At 46.6% G+C, this 290-nt stretch carries 1 protein-coding gene; it reads left to right on the top strand.

Annotated elements, in window-relative coordinates; genetic code table 11:
• Positions 1–28: 28 nt before the first annotated feature.
• Positions 29–290, top strand: a 262-nt coding sequence (locus tag QWJ41_RS20975; protein ID WP_439117356.1) for a hypothetical protein, incomplete at its 3' end; no start/stop codon positions are given.

Consider the following 290-nt stretch of genomic DNA (forward strand, 5'->3'; position numbering starts at 1 on the left):
TGTTGGTCGTCCAAGACATCAAGGTGTCATGGTCGGCATGGGACAAAAGGACTCCTATGTAGGAGATGAAGCCCAAAGCAAAAGAGGTATCCTTACTCTAAAATATCCCATTGAGCATGGTATTGTCACCAACTGGGACGATATGGAGAAGATTTGGCATCATACTTTCTACAATGAGCTTCGTGTGGCTCCAGAAGAACATCCCGGACTCCTCACAGAAGCCCCATTGAACCCCAAGGTCAACAGAGAGAAGATGACCCAAATTATGTTTGAAACCTTCAACACCCCCG

The sequence above is a fragment of the Nocardioides cremeus genome, assembly GCF_030518195.1.
Lineage (GTDB): Bacteria > Actinomycetota > Actinomycetes > Propionibacteriales > Nocardioidaceae > Nocardioides > Nocardioides cremeus.